This window comes from Shouchella hunanensis (genome assembly GCF_028735875.1).
GTDB lineage: Bacteria > Bacillota > Bacilli > Bacillales > Bacillaceae_D > Shouchella > Shouchella hunanensis.
In genome coordinates, this window is sequence record NZ_CP117834.1 from 1,395,499 (window position 1) to 1,412,786 (window position 17,288).

General features: G+C 39.5%; 17 protein-coding genes. 3 read left to right on the forward strand and 14 right to left on the reverse strand.

The annotated features are described in order from the left end of the window. Window positions 1-29: 29 nt before the first annotated feature. Window positions 30-1,130 (forward strand): glycosyltransferase family 4 protein, encoded by a 1,101-nt coding sequence (locus PQ477_RS07170; RefSeq protein WP_274273269.1) that lies wholly within the window; start codon window positions 30-32, stop codon window positions 1,128-1,130. Between the two features lie 307 nt (window positions 1,131-1,437). Here the strand turns inward: PQ477_RS07170 and PQ477_RS07175 are convergent, their stop codons facing one another. The 7 genes from PQ477_RS07175 to PQ477_RS07205 all read right to left on the reverse strand — a co-directional run bounded on the left by PQ477_RS07175 (window position 1,438) and on the right by PQ477_RS07205 (window position 8,871). After that, complete coding sequence (locus tag PQ477_RS07175) at window positions 1,438-2,442, reverse strand: hypothetical protein (RefSeq protein WP_274273270.1); 1,005 nt, start codon at window positions 2,440-2,442, stop codon at window positions 1,438-1,440. Next, a complete protein-coding gene (locus tag PQ477_RS07180; RefSeq protein ID WP_274273271.1) occupies window positions 2,417-2,959 on the reverse strand; it encodes an RNA polymerase sigma factor in 543 nt (180 codons plus the stop codon). Before PQ477_RS07180 ends, PQ477_RS07175 begins: the two co-directional genes overlap by 26 nt. A 106-nt stretch (window positions 2,960-3,065) precedes the next feature. Then, a complete protein-coding gene (locus PQ477_RS07185) occupies window positions 3,066-3,920 on the reverse strand; it encodes a mechanosensitive ion channel family protein (RefSeq protein WP_035393406.1) in 855 nt (284 codons plus the stop codon). Window positions 3,921-3,948: 28 nt separating this feature from the next. Then, entirely contained in the window at window positions 3,949-4,812 is an 864-nt protein-coding gene (locus PQ477_RS07190; RefSeq protein WP_060705544.1) for an STAS domain-containing protein, read from the reverse strand. Window positions 4,813-4,979: 167 nt separating this feature from the next. Then, the gene (gene deoD / locus PQ477_RS07195) at window positions 4,980-5,693 is read right to left on the reverse strand and encodes a purine-nucleoside phosphorylase (protein ID WP_035393411.1); all 714 of its coding nucleotides are present in this window, start codon (window positions 5,691-5,693) and stop codon (window positions 4,980-4,982) included. A gap of 164 nt (window positions 5,694-5,857) precedes the next feature. Continuing rightward, complete coding sequence (locus PQ477_RS07200; protein WP_274273272.1) at window positions 5,858-6,841, reverse strand: ring-cleaving dioxygenase; 984 nt, start codon at window positions 6,839-6,841, stop codon at window positions 5,858-5,860. A gap of 182 nt (window positions 6,842-7,023) precedes the next feature. Beyond that, window positions 7,024-8,871 carry a UbiD family decarboxylase gene (locus PQ477_RS07205; RefSeq protein WP_274273273.1) on the reverse strand — a complete coding sequence of 616 codons (1,848 nt, stop codon included), beginning with the start codon at window positions 8,869-8,871 and terminating at the stop codon, window positions 7,024-7,026. A gap of 183 nt (window positions 8,872-9,054) precedes the next feature. Between PQ477_RS07205 and PQ477_RS07210 the strand changes: the two genes are divergently transcribed. Continuing rightward, entirely contained in the window at window positions 9,055-9,465 is a 411-nt protein-coding gene (locus PQ477_RS07210) for a hypothetical protein (RefSeq protein ID WP_274273274.1), read from the forward strand. A gap of 55 nt (window positions 9,466-9,520) precedes the next feature. Here the strand turns inward: PQ477_RS07210 and PQ477_RS07215 are convergent, their stop codons facing one another. From PQ477_RS07215 to PQ477_RS07240, 6 genes are all read right to left on the reverse strand, one after another. Further along, window positions 9,521-11,449 (reverse strand): ABC transporter permease, encoded by a 1,929-nt coding sequence (locus PQ477_RS07215; RefSeq protein WP_274273275.1) that lies wholly within the window; start codon window positions 11,447-11,449, stop codon window positions 9,521-9,523. Then, window positions 11,442-12,200, reverse strand: coding sequence for an ABC transporter ATP-binding protein (locus PQ477_RS07220; RefSeq protein WP_274273276.1), 759 nt, complete (start codon window positions 12,198-12,200; stop codon window positions 11,442-11,444). Before PQ477_RS07220 ends, PQ477_RS07215 begins: the two co-directional genes overlap by 8 nt. A 103-nt stretch (window positions 12,201-12,303) precedes the next feature. Continuing rightward, window positions 12,304-13,308: a sensor histidine kinase gene (locus PQ477_RS07225; RefSeq protein WP_274273277.1), complete on the reverse strand. Its 1,005-nt coding sequence runs from the start codon at window positions 13,306-13,308 to the stop codon at window positions 12,304-12,306. Then, complete coding sequence (locus PQ477_RS07230; protein ID WP_035393423.1) at window positions 13,308-13,997, reverse strand: response regulator transcription factor; 690 nt, start codon at window positions 13,995-13,997, stop codon at window positions 13,308-13,310. The genes PQ477_RS07225 and PQ477_RS07230 overlap by 1 nt, the downstream gene beginning before the upstream one ends. Before the next feature lie 126 nt (window positions 13,998-14,123). Next, a complete protein-coding gene (locus PQ477_RS07235; protein ID WP_035393426.1) occupies window positions 14,124-14,765 on the reverse strand; it encodes a 3-oxoacid CoA-transferase subunit B in 642 nt (213 codons plus the stop codon). Between the two features lies 1 nt (window position 14,766). Next, a complete protein-coding gene (locus PQ477_RS07240; RefSeq protein WP_274273278.1) occupies window positions 14,767-15,471 on the reverse strand; it encodes a CoA transferase subunit A in 705 nt (234 codons plus the stop codon). A 185-nt stretch (window positions 15,472-15,656) separates the two neighbouring features. On the opposite strand from PQ477_RS07240, the gene PQ477_RS07245 reads away from it, so the two are divergent. Continuing rightward, window positions 15,657-16,244, forward strand: a complete 588-nt coding sequence (locus tag PQ477_RS07245; protein WP_274273279.1) for a DUF6944 family repetitive protein — start codon at window positions 15,657-15,659, stop codon at window positions 16,242-16,244. Here PQ477_RS07245 and PQ477_RS07250 read toward each other — a convergent pair. Beyond that, window positions 16,241-17,233 carry a sodium:calcium antiporter gene (locus PQ477_RS07250; protein ID WP_274273280.1) on the reverse strand — a complete coding sequence of 331 codons (993 nt, stop codon included), beginning with the start codon at window positions 17,231-17,233 and terminating at the stop codon, window positions 16,241-16,243. The two genes, PQ477_RS07245 and PQ477_RS07250, sit on opposite strands and share 4 nt — an antisense overlap. Window positions 17,234-17,288 lie beyond the last annotated feature (55 nt).

Sequence of the window (17,288 nt, forward strand, 5' to 3'; positions counted from 1 at the left end):
ACTAGACGTAGCACAGTGAGGAGAACAACATGGACTCGTTCATTATTGCATCCCTAATTAGCTTTATCTCCACTATTCTTGTCACACCCTTCATGATTCGTATTGCGCACAGGTTCGGTTTTGTCGATAAACCGAACGAACGAAAAGTACATCGAACTGCCATGCCACGTATCGGTGGTGTTGCTTTTATCATTGGTACGCTTGCTGGCATGCTCTTTTTAACGGATCTTTTTGAAGCCGACGTTCGCACAACATTCTTTATTCTACTTGGCTCTGTTCCGTTACTAATCGTCGGCTTACTAGACGATCGTTTTATTCTAAAAGCAAGGTATAAACTAGTAGCACAATTACTAACTGCACTAATCGTTGTTAGCTCTGGTTTAACCATTGAATTTATATCCATTCCATTTGGTGACCGGCTAGACTTTGGTATTCTTAGCACCGTCATCACGGTTTTTTGGCTCGTAGCCATTATGAATTCGATTAACTTGATTGATGGACTTGATGGGCTAGCAGCTGGTGTAAGTATTATTGCCTTAGCAACAATGCTTGTTTTAGCGACAGGCAATCCTGCTGCATATGGGTTAGTCTTCGCATTTGGTGTACCCTTAATCGGTAGCGTCAGTGGTTTTCTCTTCTACAACTTTCATCCTGCAAAACTATTTATGGGGGATACTGGCTCTTTGTTTCTCGGCTATATGATTGCCGTTCTATCAATTGTCGGGTTGTTTAAAAGCGTGACGATGATTAGTTTGATCATCCCACTCCTCATTCTTGGTGTTCCTATTATGGATACGTTCTTTGCGATTATACGTAGGAAGCTCAATCATCAAAACATCGGTTCTCCTGACAAAGGCCATCTCCACCATTGCCTATTAAAAAAAGGATACGGCCATCGGCAAGTCGTTTTAACCATTTATGGAGTTAGCATCCTCTTTGCTTGTGCGGCACTCTTAATGTCCATGTCTAATTTATGGCTTTCCCTTCTACTCCTATTGATCGTCACTGTGCTGATCCAGCTTTTCGCAGAAATCATTGGCTTAATTGGGGAGAAACGCCAACCATTATTAAACTTAATAAGGCGGCGATTCAAACGAAAACACCCAAAAATGGTCATGCGAAGTAAGTGAAGCGGGTGGATCAATTAGAGCCAACCCTTTTTAGAAAAGGGTTGGTTTTGTAATACGGTAACTATGAATGAAGAGCTGGACAAATTGTTCAAGTTATGAGGTTTATCGATTTGCTTGTCACCGAGCATGCCACTACAAAGAAAAATAAGGTTAATCCACTATACTTCACGAGCTTGGATGAATTACAACAGAAAAATGAAGTATCCTCCATTATGTTATGGAACAACTCACGAATCGATTGAATTGCTGCTATTGATGATACAATGTTACAAGAGGTAAAAAAGCAGTCTATAGTAGACTGCTTTTTTTACCTCTCTTTCTCCATCTCTACCTCTTCAATCAATCCATTTGGACCGAAGAATTCTACAATGAATGTTGTGCCTTCTGCGAAAGACGATAACGGAAAATTCCCTCGATATTGAACGTTATTTCCTTCTGTTGTTATCGAGTAAGTAGCGTCCGTAATGGTTTGTCCATCTGGGATACGAACATGCACTTCAGGAACATCCCACTCATTTTCTCCTAATTGTTGCTGAACGTCTGGTTTAAACACAAACGCTAAATCTAAGTTTGTAGCCGATACCTCTGTGGTCACGAATTCAACGTTAGCAGGCTTTTCTACAGGTCGATATGCAACAAGTAGCTCTCTTTCTGTGTTCTCAAGATTAAATAACCATTCACCATCAATCTTCTTTACTTCATTTCCTTGGAATAGATTAATCGACTCCACCGACAATAGAGCATTTTCGAGTTGCGGAAACGGACGGTCAGTTCGATTCTCAAAAAGGTATTCAATTTCTGCTAGTCCATATTTAGTTAACAGCTTACTACTTGTATACCCACTGCTTACATAACTAGCTTCTGTTCCACGTAATGGTTTAGTGTCCGGTATTTGTTCAACCACGTACTCATCGTCTCCATTTTTGATGCGAAAATCGATACTGACATCTGTTACATCTTCTAGTACTGTCTTATCATCAAATTGAATAGTGAAATAAGTCCCCATTTTACGCTCATCAATAAAATGATGGGCTAATGTAAGGGTGACGTCTTCATCACGTGCCATACTCTCCTCTGCAGTACCGTATCCATTTGCTACTGCCTTTTCTACCCCTGGGTCATTGCTATAAAATAGATCTTTAATGGAGGCCTGCACATCTTCATTTGTCGCCATACCAATTACAAACAGACCAACAGCTGTAAGAGACACCTGTTTCCAAACACGAAAACGTCTTTTTTTCTTCCCACTTACTTGAATTTCACGATAGGCTTGGTTCAACGACTCACTAACAACTTTTGGTAATTTGTCCATGATTCTGCACTCCCTTCCCTATTTCATAATAATGCTTCTTTAATTCGGCTCTTCCTCTCGATAAATGAGATTTAATGGTTCCTTCTGATTGGTTTAATAGCTGGCTAATTTCTTTTGTCGTATAGCCAACAGCGTAATACAAGGTAAAGATGTTGCGCTGTTCTTCTCTAAGACTGTTCACTGCATCTTTAAATTCAATGTCCGAATACTGATTTTTAGCCGGCTTCATGAGATAGTCATTTAAATCAACTGCCGCTTGGGTCTGTTTTTTCTTCGTTAAACTAGCACATTTGTTTAGTAATATTCGAAAAAGCCATGTATGAAGATACTCGCTTTTTTTTAATTTATGTAGCTTCTCAAACGCAGTCATCATCGTATCTTGCAACACATCAGCTATATCTTCATCCTCTTTTACAATACGTTTTGCTGTTTTATACAGCACCTCTTCATATTGTTTAACGAGAGTGACAAACGCTTCTCCATCTCCTTTTTTTGCTCTTTTCACCAACTTCTCCATACAATCCCCCTTGCTTGCTTTTATCTTACACTTATTAGACCATGTAAGAGATCAAAAGGTTGCAAAAAAAATCCTTGCAGCTTCACACTGCAAGGATTGAACTCATTTATGCTTCTTTTTGGTGTACCGTCACTTGTTGGTATGGAACATCAATTCCTTTTTCAGCAAAGGAATCTAAAATGACACGGCGAATTTCTCGCTCTACGCCCCACTGCATGACCGGCTTACATAACGCAATTACACGAATAACAGCGCCAGATTCACTTATTTCCTGTATACCTAGCATATCCGGCTTCTCGATCATGTTTTCGTTTCTATCATAAACAACAAAGCTAGCGTCCATGATCAGTTGCTGTAACTTCTCAAGGTCATGTCCATACGAAACACGCATATCTACTACGGCATATGAATTTTCTTTTGAATAGTTTTTCAGATCCTCAATATGACCATTTGGGATAATGTTGACTTCACCTGTCCAGTCTTGAATCTTGGTGACTCTAAGCCCAAAATCAATGACTGTTCCTGTGTATTGACCGGTTGTAATGTAATCACCAACGGAAAATTGGTCTTCATATAAAATAAAGAATCCTGTAATTACATCTCGGACCACGTTCTGTGCACCAAAACCAATTGCTAGACCTAGTACACCTGCCCCCACGAGGACGGATGCAAGGTTAAACCCTAATTCATCTAGTACCAGTAAAATGGCAATAAAATAAACAACGTTGGCTACAACACTATGTAGCAATGACGTTAAGGTTTTACTTCGTTGTTCTGATACATTGACATACTTTCCTTCACGCTTTTGTAAAATCTGGGTAATGACTCGCTTTAATACCCCTAATAGAATTCGCGCCAGTACTAGAATAACAATGACTTTTACAAGGGTACTTACAACAGCAAGCCAAAACTCCGTATCCGATAAGAGCGCATACGTGGAGTTCCATAAATCATCAAACATAGAAACCTCCTAGAATAAATAGCATCACTTATTCTTTATCCGCACTTACGTCTTTTAAAACATAGCCTATTTTCATTAAAGCTGCTTCAATGGTTTTGACATAAGCGACATCAAGCTTTACAAGTTGATCGCGAATTGTATTTTCATGAGCAAGCTGGACCGGAACTCCGGATAACATGACTTTTACACCCATTAGTCTTAATGCAGAAATTAATGAATGAAGCAGTACGGCAAAATTTGTATCGCTATACTTTATTTGAGATAAATCAATAATAAAATGGTTAATACGGTGATCTAATGCATAGTTTAATGTGTCTTCTAAAATTTTCTTCCCACGGCTTTTATTAATATTACCTTGCAAAGCCAAAATTGCTAAGCCTGAGCGAATCGGTATAATTGGCACACTTAACAGTTCGATATCCGCAAAGGTTTCATCAAGCTCAATAATATAAGACAAGACTTCCGCTATTGTTTTCAAGAACTCTACATCTTCTTCACTAAAGTGTTTTTCCGCATGGTCCATGACGCATAAAGTACCGAAAATATCCCCGTTCATGCTTTTTAACTTTACACCCATAAAGCCTCGAACATGCCACTCTCTTGAGGCCACTTGATCTTGCGTTTTCGGATTTGTCATTAAGTTCTCAACGGTGGTATACTCTTGATCGCTTTCAAATACTTGCTTACAGCTTGATTCATAATAATCAATCTCTACATCTTTAGAAAGGATCGTCTCCTTCTCATTAAATGCGTTGACGATCTTAATTTGTTCATCTTCTTTTCTAGCGATATAAGCAGTGTTTACACCTAATTTATTTGAAACAAGCTTGAACAGCTTGTTTGAGACTTCTATTACGGAATCGTAGTTTGAATGGTACTTCGTTTCGTCCATATATTCTGCTCCTTTTATTACCTAAGCGTGGATGTCTGTTTTTAAGCGCTCTTCCTCCATACCCATTTATACATAAATAAAACCTCTTTTTGTTTTTTTTAAGTACATACTACATTTTTTTAGGTAAACAAAAAAGGTTTGGCACCAGCCAAACCTTTCACAAAGTATTATTCACCTAACTCAAGTGCAATCTCCATCATTTTTGTAAATGATGTTTGACGCTCTTCCGCTGTTGTTTCTTCTTGCTTATAAATATGATCGCTTACTGTTAAAATGCATAAGGCGTTCACACCAGCTTCTGCTGCATTCATGTATAATGCCGCTGCTTCCATTTCAATACCAAGGATTCCCATTTTACGCCATTTATCATTTGCTTCTTTATCGGCACTGTAGAACGTATCACTCGAAAGAATATTTCCAACGTGTACCGGATATCCTTTCTCATCAGCAATATGCTTTGCTTTTTCAAGTAAAGAGTAAGAAGCAACTGGTGCATAATGACCTGGAATATGGTACTGGCTTACGTAGCTCGAATTCGATGAAGCACCCATTCCAATGATAATATCGTATAAATCTAAATTGTCCTGTAAAGCACCACAAGAGCCGATACGAATTAAGTTTTTCACACCGTATATATGAATCAATTCCCAAGAATAAATACCCATTGATGGCATACCCATTCCCGTTCCCATTACAGAGATTTTTTTACCTTTGTATGTGCCTGTGAAGCCAAGCATATTACGAACACTATTAAATTGTACAACGTCTTCTAAAAATGTTTCTGCGATAAACTTTGCTCTTAATGGATCACCTGGAAGAAGAACCGTTTCTGCAATCTCACCTGTTGGGTTAATATGAGCGGTTTGTTTTACTTCTGACATATCCTAACAACTCCTTGTTTGTTTCACTTATTATGTGAAAAAATACAATTTCCATTACTATGCTTACTACATCATCATAGACAAACTCCGGCTAAATCGCAAAGATTTCTGTGCTAATCAAGCAAAAAACTCCCCTTCACGTGACAAAGGGGAGCACAACTGCTTTATTCGTATTCTTTTTCAAATGTTTTCGTACTTCTTGTTGTATCAATTGGACGAACCGCGCTTTCAATTTGTTCACGCTGTGGCTCAAGAAATGGCGGAAGTGAAAGCTTCTCACCAAGAGTCTCGTAAGGCTCGTCACCCATAAACCCAGGTCCATCTGTTGCAAACTCAAACAAGATTTGCGGCGAGACTCTTGCATAAAGAGATTCGAAGAAATGACGATTCACATAGCCAGATGTTTGGAAGCCAAGTGACTCTAAATGCTTCGTCCACTCATCGAGAACAGCACGATCTTCTACTCTAAACGCGGCATGATGGACGGTTCCAAAGCCTTGTTGAGCACGTGGTAAGATCGCGTTATGCTCTACTACAATTTGTGCACCATTTCCACCTTCCCCTACTTCGTATAGATAGCGAGAACCTTCATGGGCAATTTCTTTAAACTGCAAAGCATGTTCTAATACTTGTTTAAAAAAATCCACATTCGCAACTCTTATATAAATAGGACCAAGACCGGTAATGGCATATTCTAGTGGAATAGGACCGTCTTGCCACGGAATGCCAGACTCTACACCTTGATTAGTTTCATCAGAAACGAGCTGATACTGTTGATCATCGAAGTCTACAAAAGACAGTGTTTTTTTACCAAACTCCTCTTTAACACCTGTATGTTTCACATTTAAGCGGTTAAACCGTTTTTCCCAGTATTCAATCGCTTCATCGGTTGGTACGCGGAAAGCCGTTTTAAAAATCTCATCTGTTCCGTGTGACCCTTTTTGGATTCCTGGGAAGTCAAAGAACGTCATGTCCGTTCCAGCATTCCCTTTATCGTCCGCAAAGAACAGATGATACGTCTGAATATCATCTTGGTTAACTGTTTTTTTCACCAGTCTCATCCCAAGGGTATACGTAAAAAATTCATAGTTTTTTTCCGCGCTGCTTGTAATGGCTGTTACGTGATGAATACCTTTTAATTGATTCATGCTAGGACCTCCTCGGTATCTAACTTTCCTTTTATCTCTAATTCAATTATAACTAATTCGAGATAAATGTCAACAATGAGACGTTTCATGAGGAAACAAAATTGAAAAAACGCGCTCTGACAGTCGTTTTCGTACTAAACGGTACATCCTCGACGTCATGCGCGTTCGTTTTTCCCTTTATATCATTGTTGTCTGTCTTCTTCTGTTCTTGATAAGAGCACGCTGTTTTTTTGAAAAAAACGGTCTACTCGTCTCTCTACCTCTTCGTCTTCTACAAGTGGTGGTGCATGGTGTGATTTAAGTCGTGCATCAATAATGACGGCATCACACCCCCAATGCTTATGCTTCATAAAAGCATTAACGCCGTGAATATCGTGAGAAGGGTTGCTTCTTGTAAACGTCGCCCAAAGGAAATTCTCAAGTGAGTCACTTAAAAACTCACTGTCATCACATAGAACGATAAGAGGACACCGCTCCATATTCACCTCTTCTAACCTTTTTGTAAACTGGTTCATTTCCGCCTCTATGACCTCATAGTCTGTAAATCCTTTTTCAAGCTGAACAGCCACCACTCCTGGCATAACCAGGCTAGCACCTTCAATTCCGCTTACTTGTTTCATTCCGTTAGGCACTTGCTTACAGAGCTCACGCTTTTTATCTCCATAAGCTGCAAACGTTACCTTACTGCCTCGATTTAATCCTGTTCCGCTGTAATCTAACGTATCCATTGTTGCGTTCGCTTGGAAATGGAGATCCCGTCTTAAATCAATTCGCTCTAAAATATGTTGAATGAATGCTGCTTCGTCATGAATATCAATCGATTCTTCTTCTTCAGCTGTTAAGAATAAATATTTCGCTAAGCTTAGCTGACCAAAACCTAAGATGCGATTGGCAATCGTCAATAACTCTGTTGGCTGATTCACTTTCTCAAACGGCGTGTATCGTTCACTCCCAATGGCGAATAGAAGCGGGTGAACACCAGCAGCATCTACAGCGTGCACAGCCTTAACACCTGGTAGTTCTTGCGTTACTGCATCTCCTGTAATCTCATGAATCAAAGCGCCAAAACTTGTATCTTCTTGCGGCGGTCGACCAACCACCGTAAATGGGTAGATAGCCCCTTTTCTTCCGTACACTTTATGAACTTTTAAAACCGGGAACTCATGAGTTAAACTGTAATAGCCTAAATGATCACCAAAAGGTCCCTCTGGCTTTGTATCATCTGGATAGATGTCTCCTGTAATGACGAAATCAGCATCATGGCTAATACAGTAACCATCTTCATAGCCATAGCGAAAACGACGATTCGCAAGTAAGCCAGCAAATAACATCTCACTTAACCCTTCCGGCAGAGGCATAACAGCGGCTAATGTGTGTGCCGGAGGACCTCCAATAAAAATACTGACTTTTAACGGTTCATCGCGTTTAACGGCTTTTGTTTGATGAACACCGATACCGCGCTGAATTTGATAATGTAAGCCAACCTCTTTCCCAACTTGATAATCATTTCCATCAAGCTGAACACGATACATGCCTACATTAGCCGACATGATGCCTTTCTTGTCAGGGTCTTCTGAATAGACTTGTGGGAGCGTAACAAACGCCCCCCCATCATCTGGCCATGATTGAATAAAGGGAATGTCGGTTAGTTCGATTTCTTCTAACTTAGAGCCATTCAAGCCTGATTTTCGCATCGGCAATGCCGTTAACGCTGAGACACCATTTCCAATATGGCGAAACGGACTCTTAATAGCTTTCATTGGATCATCACGAAGGGCGATAATGTCTTGCACTTTGTCCCAATTATGGCGAAACATGAATTTGCTTCGTTCAATGGAACCAAATAAGTTCGCAACAGCCGGATAACGTGACCCTTTTACGTTTTCAAATAGTATTGCTGGTGCCCCTTCTTTATAGGCTCTTCGTTGAATGGAAGCCATCTCTAGATAAGGATCTACCTCTTCTTTAATACGGACAAGATGACCGTGCTTTTCCAGATCAAGCACACATTCCTCTAGACTTTGATACATGTACTTACCTCCTACAAACATTCTTCTACTTTCTATTATGCTTGCAGGATGAAAAAAGAGTCAATTCTCACTACTAGGAAAGACGCTTCTACGAAAAAATAAATTGCTAAAAGATAAATATTTATTGATAATCAATATATATATTAGTGGATAATAGAAAAAAATCAGAGATGGGGTTATTTCATGAGAACAAGATTAATTGGGCTATATACCTCCGTTTTTATCTTTATCTTATCCGGTTGTTTTAACGAAACGGTTGAAGAGGAAGGTCTTGCAATGATCACTGTCACAAACATGGCATCATTTCCTGTTTATGGTTTTGAAATAGCCTATGAAAATGGGTATTCAGGTATGGCTTATGCAGATGGTTCACGATTAGAAGAAGGTGATTCTTTAGACTTTACGTTTACAAAAGGAGATGGTTATCACGAAGACGGCTTAGGGGACGTCACCTTTTTCGTCATAATAGATAGTGAAGAAAATGCTTATCCTATTAAAGGCACCTTTCCGTTAGAAGCCTATGAGGATCAGTGCTATACCTTTACTTTAACCGGGGATAAAATAGAAAATGCACAAATGTATTTAGAACGTTAAGAAGCTTGTCAAAAGCCTCCGGGTAGGAGACTGATGAACAAGCTACTAACACTCATTATAAGGATTCACGGATAATTTTCTTAGAGTGGCTGACTGATAGAATGCCAAATACTGAGTACAGTGCTGTGTAAAGGGTCATCACAATAAGCATTGGGATGTGCATCTCATTCCCAAAAATAAACCAGCCAGAGCGAACTGCAAAGTAACTATGCAGTAAACCAATCAACAATGGAATGCCGAAATTGTAAAGCTGACGAACTTTAATCCCTTTAAGCAAGTCTTGATTCGTAAATCCTAACTTTCGAAGGATCGTATAGTCAGGGCGATCCGCCTCACTCTCATCCATTTGTTTGATGTAAAGAATACAACCTGACGTGAAAAGAAACGCGAATCCAAGAAAGCCTACAATAAACATGACTAAGCCCATTTGTTGCTTTTGTTCCTGTTCACTGGCAAGTTGGCCGATTGCCAACTCACGAAAGCTTTCGTTATGATCCATAAACCATTCGTTGGCTGCTTCTAATTCCGCAGCATCTTCTATATTAATAGCAAACTCCATTCGTATGTCTTCAACGCTAGTAAGCTCTTGATAGACCTCATCGGCTACAATTAAAGTAGGCAAACCACCAACAGATAGAATATAGTTCACGACAGGCTCTTCTTTCTTGCCAATAAATTCAAGGTTATAGTGATCGTCTCCATTAAAAATGGTGATGTCCCCAGAATCCCCGAACTGCATGAAAATTTCCAGCATAGGAGCCATTGGTGTTAAAAAGACATCCCCCGCTTGGACAGTCACTCCGTCCACATCTTCATCGCTGACTACAGGTAAAGACATTTCTCGTGGATTAATGTAAAGATCATCACTCTCATATTCTAATAAATTCTCCACATCGACATTTAATGCCTTCACTTCTATATCGTGAAGTGAATACGTTAGGCCTTCTTCATCAAGAAACGTGATCATCTCATTTCGATCCTGTTCTTCTAAAAAGCCAAAATCATTTGGCGCATTAAACAAGGCATTTTGATTCGCTGAGTAATAGGAAATGTAGCTTAATGACAATAAACCAATGGCTAATGCCGAAACGGTTGTAATAATTGTTAACAGCAAAGCACTTGATTTCATTCGAAACATAATAGACGAAAGGGATAGAACTTTCACAACGGACATATATCCTGCTTGCTTCTTCCGTACGATCTTGGCCAGTAACGACACTGACCCTCTATAGGACAAGTACGTTCCTAAAATAACTGAACCTAATGTGTAGCCCATGCCAAGAAAGAGAATACTCGGCGATCCAGCAAAGGTGTCACTTAACAAGATGGTTGATACATAATAGCCGCTACCGATTAATGCGATTCCAATTATTCCAGTAATAATTTCCCATACACTTAGCTTTTTAACAACAATCTCTGTACGCTTACGAAAATGGAACAGTTGAAGAACCGTATGTCGCTTGAGGAATAAAGCATTCGCTACTACGACAATAAGATAAATTCCTAGAAAAACGAGTAACGTTTGTAACAACGCTGTACTTGAAAAATAAAGAGAAACGATTTCTTCTACACCGATAATGTTTAATAAAATCATTGTGACGAGCTTTGCTAAAAGAAACCCTGCAATGATACCAATCATAAGGGAAATGAGGTATAAATACATAATCTCAATACTAATCAACTGAAATACGCGTCTTTTTGTCATACCAATTAATTGAAGCAATCCAAGCTCCTGACTTCTACGCTTAATCATCAGATTATTGGCGTACAGCAGGAAAAAAGCCAGAATGAAAAATAGTAAAACCGATGCCGTTCCAATACCAGCAGAACCACGTGTTGACTCTTCCACCGCCTCCATTGCAGGTGCATAACGCAATGTAACAAACGCAAAATACAACGCTACACTAAAGCTAATGGAAAAAAAGTAAATCCCATACGTACGCGCATGCTTTTTTAAATTTTTTAGAGCTAATGTGTTACTCATCGTGAACGCCACCTAAAACAGCTTGCGTTTGGATAATATCTTTAAAAAACGCCTGCCTTGACTGCCCGCCTCGTGTCAGCCTTGTATAAATTTGACCATCTTTAATAAAAACAACGCTACTGCCATAGCTTGCTGCAGTCGGATCATGGGTCACCATCATAATCGTAGCATGTCGTTTCTCATTCAGTTCGCTTAATGTTTCTAGTAAACCTGAGGCTGCTTTCGAATCAAGCGCTCCTGTTGGTTCATCAGCAAAAATAATACTCGGCTCGTGAATGAATGCTCTTGCAGCAGAAGTTCGTTGCTTTTGTCCGCCAGACAATTCGTTCGGGTATTTGTCGGCTAACTCTTCAATTCCGAGTTGTGTTGCAATGGTTTCAAACCTTGCCGTTGCTTCTTTTTTACTGATTTTCTGAACCGTTAAAGGGAGCAAAATGTTTTCTTTAACGGTTAACGAATCAAGTAAGTTATATTCCTGAAAAATAAATCCTAATTCTTTTTTTCTAAACTCCGCCAGGTGCTTTTCTTTTAAGTGGGTTAGCTCCATACCGTTAACTAAGATCGACCCTCCGCTTGCTTGATCAATCGTAGACAGAACGTTTAATAACGTCGTTTTTCCAGAACCGGAGGCACCCATAATGGAGACAAATTCACCTTGTTTAATTTTTAAATCAATGTTTTTTAATACTTCTTGCTTATTCCATTTACTTCCATAGTTTTTTATTAATTTGCTTGCCTGTAAAATGTCCATCGTAACACTCCTTCTTTCTCTACTTGTACCTTTAGTATAGGAGCTTTCTCTTTAAGATTCCTGCGAATGAGCGAACAATATACAAAAGCATGTGACAGTTTTGTCACATGCTGGTCAATTCAATGAAAGAATTTCTACGTGGGAATAGCAGCTGAGCTGTTGTTCCTTTATTTAAAGTAGACTGGATGCTAAGTCTAATTGATAAGCCATCCGCTACTTTTTGCGCTAAATAAAGACCCATTCCCGTAGCGGATTGTTCATTGTGGAGAGTTGTGGACGTAAAGCCTTTTTCAAAGATGCGAGGCAAATCGTGGTCAGCAATTCCTTTGCCTTCATCAATAATTTCAAGCACGGTCTGCTCATTTTTAACATAAGACCGAATATGAATATCTCCACCGTTAGTATACTTTATCGCATTTGACAACAACTGCCTAACGAGAAAGGATAGCCACTTGCCATCGCTATGAACCATTAATTCATGTAGTTCAAGCTCAATGCCAATGCCTTTTTGCATACACCAATTCTGGAAGGTTCGAATCTCTTCATATAGTAGCCGTTCTAACTCGATTTTTTCCATATACAAATCATTTTCGATAAATTCCATTCGTTTTTGGTACAACTGTTGATCCAGTAACAAATGTATGCGAAGCCACTCGTTTTGCAACGCGGCCTTTGTTCCCTTGTCATCAAGCCGATCAATGACTAAACTCATTGTTGTTAAAGGGGTTTTCACTTCATGGATCCATGCCATCATTTCATCTTTATCATGATCGACTTGTCGACGGTGTGCAATATACTTTTGTGAAAGATGACTACGCTGTTCTTCAAGTGCCGTTTCGACTACTTCTTCAAAAGGGGTTTGTCCGTCAGGTAAGTCTGACAGTTGTTCATACTGATTGTACTGCTCCAGCTGCTTATAAAATCGTGTCTCTTTATAATAGCGGTAAATAAGAAATCCACTAAAAAAAATAGCCGTTAGTAACAAAGGATAGCCTACTTGCTCCAAAGACAGGCTTTGATCGAGATAAGCGACAAACAGAATTAATCCATGTACAAATAAAATAAAGCTAATCCACGCGACTCGTTCTTTAAGAAAACGTCTTATCATCATGCGCCCTCATCAACAGCCATATAGCCTTGCCCAACCTTTGTTTCAATAAAGGTTCCTAGACCAATTACTTCTAATTGTTTTCGCAAGCGATTAACATTAACCGTTAGTGTATTATCACTTATAAATCGTTTATCGTCCCATAACTCTTTAATTAATTCATCTCGACTAACAATGTGATTTCTCTTACTGAGCAAAATTTTCAAAATGAACATTTCGTTTTTCGTTAATTCTACTTTCGTATCGTTGGACGTTACAGTATTGTTTTCAACATTAATGATTGCGCCTTGCCACGTCAGCGTTGTTCTCTGTTCTTCATGATTATAATTATAAACACGACGTAATGTAGCTTGAACTTTCGCAATAAGGACATCAAAGTGAAATGGCTTTTGAATATAGTCGTCTGCCCCTAACTGCATGGACATGACGTGATCAGTTGGATGCTCACGAGACGATAAGAACAAAATGGGGACAGTAGACTGGGCTCGAATCATTCGACACCAGTGAAAGCCATCATACTTTGGCAGTTGGATATCGATCAAGATCAGATCTGGTTTAACGCGAATAAACGTCTCCATCACCTCTTCCCAGTTTTCAACGCCATAGACATGAAAATCCCACTGTTGCAACTGCTGTTTAATTTCTTCAAAAAGTGCTCGATCATCTTCAATTAACAAGATTTTAGACATCTCTTCACGACCTTTTACTTGCCTAACGTATTGTTTCTTTAGCTTAATCTGATTCAAGGACAATTGCAAACAAGGTACAAAAAAGATCTATCAACATGTTATTGATAGATCCTAATCTATAAGAACCTACACACCAATTCCTACTTGAAATTCAGCTTCAGTTGCTCGTTTCACTTCATCAAGTGTGACACCTGGTTGCAGTTCTAACAACGTCATTGCATTAGCTTTAAACTCAAACACGGCTAAATCGGTAATTAATAAATCAACAACACATTTACCTGTTAACGGTAAAGTACATCCTTTCTTCACCTTTGATTCACCATATTTGTTGGTATGATCCATAATGACAACGGTTTTTTTAGCCCCTTGAACAAGGTCCATCGCTCCGCCCATTCCCTTGACCATTTTTCCTGGGATCATCCAATTTGCTAAATCTCCTGTTTCTGAAACTTCCATTCCACCTAGTATGGCTAAATCAATATGCCCGCCTCGTATCATCGCAAACGACTCCGCACTATCAAAATACGAGGCACCTTTTTTTGCTGTAACCGTTTCTTTCCCGGCATTAATTAAGTCAGGATCTACTTCCTCTTCTGTAGGATAACGGCCAATACCGAGTAGTCCGTTTTCTGACTGAAGCATGACGCTGACTTCATCAGGAATGTAATTTGCAATTAAGGTAGGCATACCAATCCCTAAATTCACACACATTCCATCTTGCACTTCCTTTACCGCACGATCAATAATTCGTTTTCTTGATTCGTTCATTTCATGCCCCCTCCTCAACTAGTACAGTCCGGCGCTCAATTCGTTTTTCATATTCATGACCGACAAACACGTGCTGCACATACACACCTGGTAAATGAATATCATCTGGCTCTAGCTCTCCTATTTCAACAAGTTCCTCCACTTCCACAATCGTCACTTTTCCAGCAGTCGCCACTAAAGGATTAAAGTTTCGTGACGTTTTTCTGAACACAAGATTACCGAAGCGATCCGCCTTCCATGCCTTTACTAATGCCACATCACCTACAATGCCTCGCTCCATAATATGACGCTTGCCTTCAAACACTTTTTCTTCCTTCCCTTCAGCAACTGGCGTATCTACTCCCGTCGCCGTATAAAAAGCCGGAATACCAGCACCACCAGCACGAAGCCGTTCTGCTAATGTACCTTGAGGAACGAGTTCAACCTCAAGTTCTTGACTAAGAAACTGTTGCTCGAATTGTTTGTTTTCACCTACGTAGGAAGAAACCATCTTTTTTATTTGCTTATCTTCTAGTAGTATTCCTAAACCAAACTCATCAACGCCACAATTGTTACTTACAACCGTTAATCCTTTAACCCCTTTTGCTTTTACTGCTGCAATTAAATGTTCCGGAATACCACATAAACCAAATCCACCTACAACAAGTGTTTGCTCGTCCTTAATCTGACTCATTACTTCGTCTAAAGAACCTATGACTTTATCCATCATGCAACCTCCTTCAACTTAAGACAACCTATAAAAGCGCTTTCATCTTTATTCTACCAGTATCACACGTTCTTTTCCAATTACGTTATGGAGTATTCATCAATAACTGATCATAAAAACTAGGCGTACCCCTTCTCCGCTTCTGAATAAACTAGTTATTAGCCTAGCAAAAAGGGGGTATCAAGATGTCAACCAAAGTGAAGGTACTTTTTGGAGCATGGTCGCAAGCAATTGGTACAGTCATTGCGGCAATTGCTGATACCCCCAATAAAGCACTTACGCCTAAACAAATAAACGATCTTGGCCTTTATGGCAATGCACTCCAAGCTACAGGAAATGGCCTTCTTGCAGATACAAATGCGTTTGGTTCACTTAATCAAGTTGGAAATGCGGTACAAGCAACCGGGAACACCATCATTGTAGGTGCTCTTGCCTTCCCATTGGAAGAAAATCTAGAACAAAATTTAATTATAAAAGGAAATTTAATTCAAGCTGTTGGTGGCTCTGTTTCCTTTAATGAAGACTTAAAAGAAGAAGTCAGCATCGCTGCACTATATGCTGTCAGTGGCGATTTTCTACAAGTAGTTGGAAACGGTATTCAAGCCTATGCAGCGATAGCTGACTTTATTGTTGATGATGACGAAGAATTCGTTAATGCTGTAGGTAGCTGGATTCAAGCAACTGGTGCTGTCTTAGCTGCGTTAAGCGTTTCAAAATCATACATTTCTGTAACTGAAGAGCCAAGCGATGATTCACTCATAAGCAAGGGTTAACCATATACGTAAAGTAAAACAATGGATGTGACATAACCCACAGCGACTATCGTTGACGGTAGCCAAAACAATCGACCAAGCTTTTCATTTTTCCATATACCGTAGAGCACAACAATTGTTAATAACAGTAAAGCAACCATTGTAATCCAATTACTTAAGCTAGCATCGCGAATTAATACACCATCTCGATAAAAGAGATCTGCTAAAGCAAGTAAATTTAAATTGAACATATTACTACCTACAATCAAGCCAACAGCAGCACTGAATTGATTTCGTTTAACAGCTAAATAGACAATAGAGACTTCTGGCAAAGACGTAGCACCTGCAATGAGAATCGAGCCTACAAAGGATTGCCCTAATCCACTTTGAATGGCAATCTCATCCCCTAGAATCGTTAAGTAGGAACCCGCTGCCAAAATAATTAACGCTACAATCACAAAGCGAATGATGGCCCCTTTCAATGACATTGATACTTTTTTCGCTGCAGGGGGTTCATCTGGCAATAGATCTTTTTTATTCAAATAATACAAACCACCAAAATATAAAAGGACGATCAGCAAGACATCCACGCCCATGCCAAAAACAGATAAGGATGACCGTGCAATTAGAGAAATGGCAATGATCATCGTTAATAAAAGCCCCAATGCTCCAGGCATCGCGTTTTTCGGCGCTAAATGGGTATACATTCGTTTACGACGAAACCATAGATCTCCAAAAGCAAGGACCGTCAAATTAAACAAGTTGCTCCCAATCACATTTCCTACTGCTAAATCGGGACTATTAATGACACCCGCAGTAATATTTGTTGTTACTTCTGGTAAAGAAGTAGCACCTGCAATTAAGACGGCTCCAGTGAAAAAACCAGTCATGCCCGTACGTAATTGAATGGTGTCTGCATATGTAGATAACTTTATTGCTGCAAAAACGGTCACTGCTGCGAGAAGAATAAATAAGATATAGAGCATCACATCGTTAACTCCTTTTTTCACTCCACCTGGGTAGAGCACCTTTCAGACTTTTGTCTTCTTACATAGGATGCACAAG